The organism is Chryseobacterium sp. MYb7 (assembly GCF_002979455.1).
GTDB lineage: Bacteria > Bacteroidota > Bacteroidia > Flavobacteriales > Weeksellaceae > Chryseobacterium.
This window is the reverse complement of the sequence record NZ_PCOU01000053.1, coordinates 1-9,029: the sequence shown is the minus strand read 5'-3', so window position 1 is coordinate 9,029 and position 9,029 is coordinate 1. Positions and strand designations below refer to the sequence as shown.

Genomic DNA, 9,029 nt, shown 5'->3' with positions numbered 1-9,029 from the left:
TTAGGATATAAAACAGCTAAAAGACGCATCGCTATGGAACTTCGGGATATGATTACCGCAATTCTAATAATATTTGCGGGGGGTGATCCTGCAAAAGTCTTCAAAACTTAAAACATAAAAAATGGTCGGAAATTTCTTCCGACCATGACTAGAAATTTTTCCGGTCTTTTTATTTTTACTAAGAATTTAATGTTTTGCTAAGTTTTACAGCATCCTGGTTGGTAGGATCATACTGTATCGACTTGGCGATGTGTTCTTTTGCTTTATTAGGATCACTTTGCTGTTCCGAAAAGGCAAGATAGAAATAAGCATATGCCAGATTCTTCTTATTTTGCTCTACTTCTTCAGGTTTTACTGTTGCAATATACTTTTCGTAAGCAATTTTTGCGTTGGCATCATCTTTTGCAGACTGATAGGCATAAGCCTGGCTATAATAAGACGGAGCCCAGTCTGGTAATAAAACTGATATTTTCTTCCATGTCGCAATGGAGTTAGTCCAGTCTGATGCTTCCTGGTAGGCATTTGCCAATTTTGCCAGTGATTCTACATCTTTCGGATTGGTTTCGATCTGTTTTTTAAGACCTTCAATCGTTGGATTTGTTGTTTGACTCGTGGAAGCTGACGTTTCCGGCTGAGTCGTTTGTGCATTTACAAGACTTACACTTCCTGCTAGTATTAATCCTAAAAATAGGTTTCTACTATTAATGTTACTCATTTTCATAATCTTATATTTTAAATTCATAATCTAAAATCCAAGAATAGTTCCATAAAGCCGGAAATTTTTGAGGTTTTAAGGTTTTTTAGAAAATATTAACGGGAAATAGTATTTTTTTTAGATTAATTTTTGATTCGTTCATCTTTGAGGCTATCTTTGTGATTCACTTTTTTAATAATACACATAATTTAGTGGTATGAATATCATATTAGCCTCAACATCCACACTTTTTGGTGGAGAATATCTGGAATACTTAAGAGAAGAATTAATCCAACTATATAAAGGAATTGACGAAATTGTTTTTATCCCTTTCGCAAGACCAGGCGGGATTTCTCATGACGACTATACGGCAAAAGCCCGTTCTTTCTTTGAAACAATCAATATAAAAGTAAAAGGGCTTCATGAATTTGAGGATAAAAAAGAAGCCATTCATCAGGCAAAAGGTTTTTTTACCGGAGGCGGAAATACTTTTTTATTGGTTAAAACACTACACGAAGAAGGTTTGATGTCTGTCCTAAAAGAAAATGTATCTGGAGGGAAAGCCTATCTTGGATGCAGCGCAGGGAGTAATATTGGGGGTCAGAATATGAAAACAACCAATGATATGCCGATTGTATATCCGCCAAGTTTTGATTGTATGGGATTGGTTCCTTTTAATATTAATCCACATTACCTTGATCCTAATCCGGATTTGAAGCATAACGGTGAAACCAGAGAAACCCGTATTCAGGAGTTTCTTACCCAAAATGATATCAAAGTAGTAGGTCTTAGAGAAGGAAACTGGATCAGAAGAACCAATGATGCTATTACCGTGGAAGGAAGTGAACTGACCAGGATTTTTGAAAAAGGGAAAGAGCCTTACGAAATAGAAGCAGGAAGCAAGCTTTAATGAATAGAGAAGAAATCAACATTTTTGTTGAACGTAATCTGACTAATTTCTCAGTGAACAGTACCGGATGGAGTGATCTGATCCGGAAATTGCTGTTTGAATTTGCGATCGCAGGCTGGAATCTGGAACATCGGGTTTTTGGAAAAGAAAAGTTTGGTGAATTGAGATGCTATACCTATTCTGAAGACGAAACACTTAATAACAGCCTTAAAAATATCAAAGACAAATATTCGAAATTGTCTGAGAAAACTTGTGAAATCTGTGGCAGTGAAGGGAAAATGAGAACAATTGGTGCATGGCAGACCACATTATGCCTGACCCATTTTCTGGAACAGCAGCCCGTTATTGAAATTGATGACCAACATAATGTCAAACTTCATAACAAGACAGTTCTGAATATTAAAAACGTGGTGAAAGCTGATATAGAATACGATCTTCAAAAGTTGGTGCTTTACACGGGACATAATGACTGGGAAGGACAAAAATATTTTTCATGGCAGGAGCCTAATTATTATCTGCTTTTAAAAGCAATTCCCCTTTCACTTTTTCCGAAAGATAGGCAAAGTGAAATTTCGATGTTGTTTCAAAGCCTTAATAATTGTGAGATATGTGGTCATAAAGCTGTGTATCAAAGAAACTGTCTGCGCTGTCATCAGGAACCATGGAATGATTCGGGCTATTTTATTGAGGATTATGGAGACAAATCAAATTACATCAAAGAATGCCAGATGGATATTTTTTTGGATGAAGATGATTATGAAAAATATTTTATTACTGACCGGTCATTTGAAAAGGTTCCTGAACATCAGATTCTTTTCAGTTCCGATGATCTCAGGGAGTATGAAAAGCTTTTATTTTAACTATATTTGATTAGAATTTAAATAAATGAAAAGGTTCAGATATTGCCCGACAGTATTTGAAATCTATGAATTTAGCCTCAAACAACAATGCAATGAAAAAAACACTTGCTGTTCTCACATTTTCTGTACAGATGGTAGCTGCGCAGAATATGGCTCAAAAACTAGATAAAGCAACAAAGGATCTTATGGATTCTTCAGGAGCTGTTTCTTCCAGTTTATCATTTTATGTTTCAGATGAAAATGGCAACTTTATATATGAATATCAGGGGAGTAAGGGACTTTCTACAGCTTCTACACAGAAAATTTTTACTGCAGGTGCTGCACTGGAAACTTTAGGAAAGAATTATACTTTTACAACCACTTCCAGCTATTCCGGAAATATATCCGGAGGTACGTTGAACGGAAATCTTTTCATCAGTTCCAACGGTGATCCTACTTTGGGAAGCTGGAGATATGATGACTATAAACCTGAAAATTTTAAAAAGAAACTGATTGATGCTATTAAAAACTCAGGAATAACAAAAATATCAGGCGATCTTATGATTGATGATTCTTATTTTGATCATCAGACGATTCCGGGAGGATGGCCGTGGGATGATCTTGGAAACTACTATGGAGCCGGAGTTTGGGGGATCAACTGGAAAGAAAACCAGTTTGACATCAATATCAACGGAACCGATTTTAAGAACTTTTCTTATCCTTTGGAAGGTGTAAAATGGCTGAATGATCTGAAAGCCGGCGGCAGTTCAGACCAAAGTCTTATTTTCACAGCTCCTCATTCTAATGTAGCTTTGATTAATGGCATGCTTCCGGCAGGAAAAACAGTAACGGTTTCAGGATCTACTCCTAATCCGCCTTTACAATTGGCGACAGAAGTAAAACAATGGCTGAAAGAGTCAGGAATTGAACTTTCAGGAAAAGCTGTGACGAATTCACAGCTTGAAACAGAAGGAAAACAAGCTTTGGAAGCTCCTAAAAATAATATTCTTCTCACTTATCATTCGCCGACTCTGGATAAAATTGTCTATTGGTTTCTGAGAAAAAGTGTCAATTTGTACGGGGAGACTTTGATTAAAACCTTAGGAAAAGAGAAAAAAGGAAATTCAAGTTTCAAGAGTGGAGTTTCTTATCTGAAAGAATTCTGGAAATCAAAAGGAATTAATCCTAATATGATCAATTTTGCTGACGGAAGCGGGCTTTCACCACAAAATTATGTGGCGGCAAAAGCTGAAGTACAGGCGCTGTTATATGCTAAAAAACAATCCTGGTTTGATGTCTATTATGACGGTTTCCCGGTTCAGGATAACGGGATGAAGATGAAAAGCGGAACGATGAGAGATACCAAATCTTTTGCCGGATATCACACTGCAAAAGATGGAAAAAAATATGTATTTTCGATTATTATCAACAACTATCAGGGAAGTGGGAATGCAGAGCTGCAGAAAATTCTGAATGTTTTAAAATAAAATACCTTTGAGAAAATCCATACTTACAAGGCTGAATAACTGGATCATTTTTGTGGTCATGACTACTTTGGTGATTGCCATTGTAGTGTCCTCCACATCCCTTATTAATTTTCTCAGAAAAGAGGAGATCAAAAGGATCAGTCTTCTTTCCAAAGCGATAAGAATACAGCAGGAAGTGAAAACTCCTGATACGGATGTTCTGGACCTTTTGCCGGATATCCTCAATATCAACAATACGATTCCGTTTATTGTAACGGATAAATTTAAAAACCCGATTCTCGATCTGGGATATTACAGAAATATCCCTGAAAGTACCATTAAAGATCCCGAAAAACTTCAGGATCTAATCCGGAATATGGAGAAAAATTATGATCCCATCGAGATTAAAGTGCCGGACGGAAATAACCAGTTTGTGTACTACGACAACTCTCGTATGCTGAATAATCTTCGGTATTCGCCTTATATTTTAGGATTATTTATTTTACTATACTTCGGTTTCTCTTTCTGGTTTTTCAGAACAATCAAAAAGACCGATGAAGGATATCTTTGGGCGGGTCTGGCTAAAGAAACTGCTCATCAGATCGGAACACCCTTATCTTCGATGATTGGCTGGATGGAAATCATGAAACTTGATAATCCTGAATCAGAAGGAGTGCATGAGATAGAAAAAGATATTGAAAGACTGAGAACTATTTCTGAAAGATTCTCGAAAATAGGTTCTGTTCCAGAGCTGAACGACAGAAACTTCAATGAAACCATTCAGGAGAATTATGATTATTTAAAAACCAGAATTTCCAGAAAAGTCAATTTTACCTTGAATCTTCCCAACTATACCGTTTTGGTACCGCATAATAAAATTCTGATGAGCTGGGTGATTGAAAATCTGGTTAAAAATGCTGTGGATGCTATGAAGGGGGAAGGAGCCATTACCATGTCTGTTTTTGAAAGAAACAAAAATATCCTCATCGAAGTAAAAGACAACGGAAGCGGAATGACCAAGCAGCAGGCGAGAAATGCTTTTAATCCTGGATATTCTACCAAAAAAAGAGGCTGGGGACTGGGATTGTCATTGGCAAGAAGGGTAATTCATGAATACCATAACGGAGATATTAAAATTTCGCAGACTGAGGTAGGAAAGGGAAGTACCTTTAGAATAACGATCAGGAAAGCGGAAAATATTTAACTTGAAATTTGTTTTGCAAACAAGAAATCTTACAGATTTTTAAAGCCTATAAGATTTGAATATAAGAATACAAGATCTACTTGAGGAAAATAAAAAGCGGGGAAAATTCCCCGCTTTTCTTATTATTTTTTACCAGTTAACCACTGGTTCTGTAGTTTCAGTTCTTCCGGAGTTGGATTCGCCTTAAATGAAAGCGTTTCCATGGTCATTTTATCCAGAATAGCCTTTCCTTTCAGCGTCATTTTCTCTTTCTTGCCGGCATTATCTCTTAAAATAGTTACCGTAACGTCTTGTCCATCTTTAATGGTTCTGGTATATTTAATAAAATCCTGTACATTTTTGATGTCTACCGTTTTTCCATCCAAAGCAAGTACCTGGTCAGTAATTTTGAATCCGATACTTTTTGCAAATGGAGACAAAGCAGAATGATCGTCAAAAGCAAAAGCATTGGTCTTTTGATCAAAATCTGTTTCATTCGGGTTTTTAATGAACCAGAAAAGAGGCTGGCTTTCCTGCTTTTTAATATCTACACCCACCATGCTCAGATATTGTGCATAAGGCGTTGGCTGGTTTCCTGCAATATATTTATTATAGAAATCTTTTACCTGAGGATATCCGGTTACCGTTACCAGTTCGTCAATCAATTTATCATCTTTGAAAGGTTTGTTTTCACCAAATCTCTGAGATAATTTTCTGATCATATCACGATATCCCATTTCCCCGTTGGAAAGCTTTCTAAGCTCGATGTCTAAACACATTGCCAGAAGAGCTCCTTTCTCATACACATTTCTGTACTGATCTTTATAAGGCTCAACTAATACATTTTTACTCATTACGGTAAATGGCATTGTGTCGTCATAGCTCTTGGAGTTGGCAATTTTCTCACCCATTCTTTCAAGAAACTGATCTTTATCAATCAAACCTTCCTGAATTTGGAAGAGATTGGCAAAATATTCTGTTCCACCTTCGTACATCCATAAGTGCTGAGACATTTTCGGATCTGCATAATCGAAATAGTGAATCTCTTCTGAATGCGTTTTCAAAGGGTTTACAGTGTGGAAGAATTCGTGAGAAACTACATCTGTAATTGTTTTGTCAATGGCATCTTTCGGCATTCCCTCCGGAAGAACCACACTTGTAGATTCGTGGTGTTCCAATGCTCCGAAACCTTTCACTTTAGGTCCGTCCCCACCGGAAAGATAAAGCATGATCGCATACTTTTTATTGGTATTCATATCTCCCAAAAACTTCTTTTGAGCGATTACCATTTTCTCCAGATTTTCTTTGAAATCGGCAGCTTTATATTTTCCTGTCGGAGAATATACACCCAGTACAAGATCCATTCCCCCAGCATTGAAGGTAATATAATCCGGTTTTGTATACATTAATGGAGAATCTGTTACCTTGGCATAGTTGGCAAGAGTATAGGTATCTGTACTTTCAGATTTGTCCTGATCTACCAAAGCAGTTGTTCCGTAGAAATCTGTTGGCTTTTGAACGATCAGCTGATAAGGAACATCCTGCATATTATCAATATATCCAATGAATCCGTGGGTATTGATCATATATACTTTTCCTTCCTCAATATCTGTTCCTGACGGAGAAAATACGGCTTTATGCTTTGAAGTATCTAATTCATCATCAAAACTGTCATTCACAAGATAAGAGATTTTGGAAAGTCCCTGAGCGTTTTTCAATGAATAAGTATTATCATTTACTTTGGTGAAAGTAAGCTCTTTTCCTTTATTATCATAAAATTTGATCCCTTCGATGAATCTTCCATAGTCGTCTACAGAATAAGTACCAGGAACCGTTTTGGGGAAATGAAATTTAACATCTCCGGATTTCATTTTCGGAAATTCCATGGTAACGGTTACTTTATCATCTTTTACATTGACAAGATCAATGGTTGTTTTTATAGACTGAGCATTTGCTAAAAAAGAAGCAAAAATACCAAGACTAAGTACTGTTTTTCTCATTAGGTTTACATTAATAGTTAAATAGTTGCTCTTTTTGTCATTTTGTTACGGAAGAAGTATTAAACTTTTCTTAAAATTTTAATATTAAAAAGTGAAAAGGCAAATCTGTTGATCTACAAATTTGCCTTTTCCTTTATTTATTATTGTAATAATTGATATAATAGTTGGGATTAAATTCTACCGGACTATTCTTTTTAAGCTTTACCGTCTGCCATTCTTCAGTAGGATTGATCGTCTGATCTCCATTAATGATGATAGGTAACTTCAGATTTTTTACCACATCGGTGTAACGGAATTTTAAAGTATCACCATTCTGATTATACTCAAGAGTAGGAATCTTTATCGTTCTCAGATACTGATCAAAAACAGTTGAGAAATCAATCCCTGATTTTGATGAAATATAATTTTCAATCTGCTGTGTGGTAACAGTCTGATGATAAAAATCTTTATTCAAACCTCTTAAAATCTGTCTGAATTTTTCATCATTATTGATCACCTGTCTTATCGTATGAATCATGTTGGCTCCTTTCGGGTACATATCTCCGCTGCCTTCATTTCTTACACCATACCGGCCAATAATAGGAACGTCATTGTCTATCAATTTCCTGATCCCTTGAACATAGATTTCAGAAGATTTTTTGTCCATATATTTTTCTGTGAAAAGAGTTTCGGAATAGTTGGTGAAACTCTCATGAATCCACATATCAGCCTGATCTTTTGCAGTAATATTGTTGGCAAACCATTCATGGCCGCTTTCATGAATAATAATGAAATCCCATTTTAATCCAACTCCCGTCCCTGAAAGATCTCTTCCAAGATAGCCGTTCTGATATTTGTTTCCATATGCCACATTACTCTGATGTTCCATACCAAGGTGAGGAGACTCTACAAGTTTGTATGAATCTTCATAAAACGGATACGGACCAAACCAGTATTCAAATGCTGAGAGCATAGGTTTTACCTGTTGAAATTGTTTTTTTGCCTTTTCTAGATTGTAGTCAAGTACCCAATAATCCAAGTCCAGTTTTCCTTTTTCACCCTCAAATATATCTTTAAAATTTACATATTTTCCTATACTTGGGATAATAGAGTAGGCGTTAATAGGGTTTTTCACTTCCCATGTATAAGTTGTCTTATTCCCCTCTGTCTTTTTGTTGGTAAGCCTTCCGTTTCCAACTCCCACAAGATCATTAGGTGTAATGATATTCATGACAATACCATTGTCAGGTTCGTCGCTCCAGATATCTTTGGTAGGAAGCCATATGGATGCTCCTATTCCTTCATCTGCAGCAGTCATCCATGGATTTCCCTTTTCATCTTTGGTGAAAACCCAGCCTCCATCCCATGGGGCGTTTTTAGCAATCGTAGGTTTCCCGGAATACAAAACATTGATGGTGTATTTTTCTCCTTTTTTGAATTTTTTATTGGCTGTAATCCAAATAAAGTCTCCATCCTGTTTATAATTGACAATAGGAAAGTTTCCTTCCACTTTATCAGCTTTCATAGGCTGCTGAAGATCAACCTGGAAAATAGGATTGGTAATATCTTTTACAATCTCAAAGCTGATTATATTATTTCCTTTAATACTTCTTTGTTCGAAATCCGGTTCTACAGACAGATCATATTTTTTGACATCCCAAAAATTTCTGAACTTTGTATTGGATCCTTTTAAAGTATCTTGTTTGGTGAAAACTTTACCCTTCTCAAAGAACTGCCCGAAAGCCAGCCCTGAAACAAATAAGAGTGTATATGACAACTTTTTCATTTAAACTTTTATTAATAATCTTTTCAAAAGTATAAAATTAAATTAATAGCGACATATTATAACTCAAATTAAATATAGATTTTGAACCATAAAAAGAATCTGTCTCACAACTGAGGCAGATTCTTTTTGTTATAAAAGTACTTGTTTTACTGTTTTATTTTCATTACATTTA

General features: G+C 35.9%; 7 protein-coding genes. 4 read left to right on the top strand and 3 right to left on the bottom strand.

Annotation, left to right across the window (positions count from 1 at the left end; all coding sequences use genetic code 11):
- Positions 1 to 178 precede the first annotated feature (178 nt).
- Complete coding sequence (locus CQ046_RS23105; RefSeq protein ID WP_105704520.1) at positions 179 to 721, bottom strand: tetratricopeptide repeat protein; 543 nt, start codon at positions 719 to 721, stop codon at positions 179 to 181.
- 190 nt (positions 722 to 911) lie between these two features.
- Between CQ046_RS23105 and pepE the strand changes: the two genes are divergently transcribed.
- The 4 genes from pepE to CQ046_RS23085 all read left to right on the top strand — a co-directional run bounded on the left by pepE (position 912) and on the right by CQ046_RS23085 (position 5,113).
- On the top strand, positions 912 to 1,604 hold the full coding sequence (gene pepE / locus CQ046_RS23100; protein WP_105704518.1) for a dipeptidase PepE: 693 nt from the start codon (positions 912 to 914) through the stop codon (positions 1,602 to 1,604).
- Positions 1,604 to 2,464 carry a hypothetical protein gene (locus tag CQ046_RS23095; protein WP_105704517.1) on the top strand — a complete coding sequence of 287 codons (861 nt, stop codon included), beginning with the start codon at positions 1,604 to 1,606 and terminating at the stop codon, positions 2,462 to 2,464. Before pepE ends, CQ046_RS23095 begins: the two co-directional genes overlap by 1 nt.
- A 92-nt stretch (positions 2,465 to 2,556) precedes the next feature.
- Positions 2,557 to 3,930: a D-alanyl-D-alanine carboxypeptidase/D-alanyl-D-alanine-endopeptidase gene (gene dacB, locus CQ046_RS23090; protein WP_105704519.1), complete on the top strand. Its 1,374-nt coding sequence runs from the start codon at positions 2,557 to 2,559 to the stop codon at positions 3,928 to 3,930.
- A 7-nt stretch (positions 3,931 to 3,937) separates the two neighbouring features.
- Positions 3,938 to 5,113 (top strand): sensor histidine kinase, encoded by a 1,176-nt coding sequence (locus CQ046_RS23085; RefSeq protein WP_105704516.1) that lies wholly within the window; start codon positions 3,938 to 3,940, stop codon positions 5,111 to 5,113.
- A 122-nt stretch (positions 5,114 to 5,235) separates the two neighbouring features.
- Here the strand turns inward: CQ046_RS23085 and CQ046_RS23080 are convergent, their stop codons facing one another.
- Together CQ046_RS23080 and CQ046_RS23075 are read right to left on the bottom strand one after the other, a co-directional pair.
- Positions 5,236 to 7,092, bottom strand: a complete 1,857-nt coding sequence (locus CQ046_RS23080) for a PDZ domain-containing protein (protein WP_105704515.1) — start codon at positions 7,090 to 7,092, stop codon at positions 5,236 to 5,238.
- Positions 7,093 to 7,225: 133 nt separating this feature from the next.
- Entirely contained in the window at positions 7,226 to 8,857 is a 1,632-nt protein-coding gene (locus CQ046_RS23075) for a M1 family metallopeptidase (RefSeq protein ID WP_105704514.1), read from the bottom strand.
- Between the last annotated feature and the right edge of the window lie 172 nt (positions 8,858 to 9,029).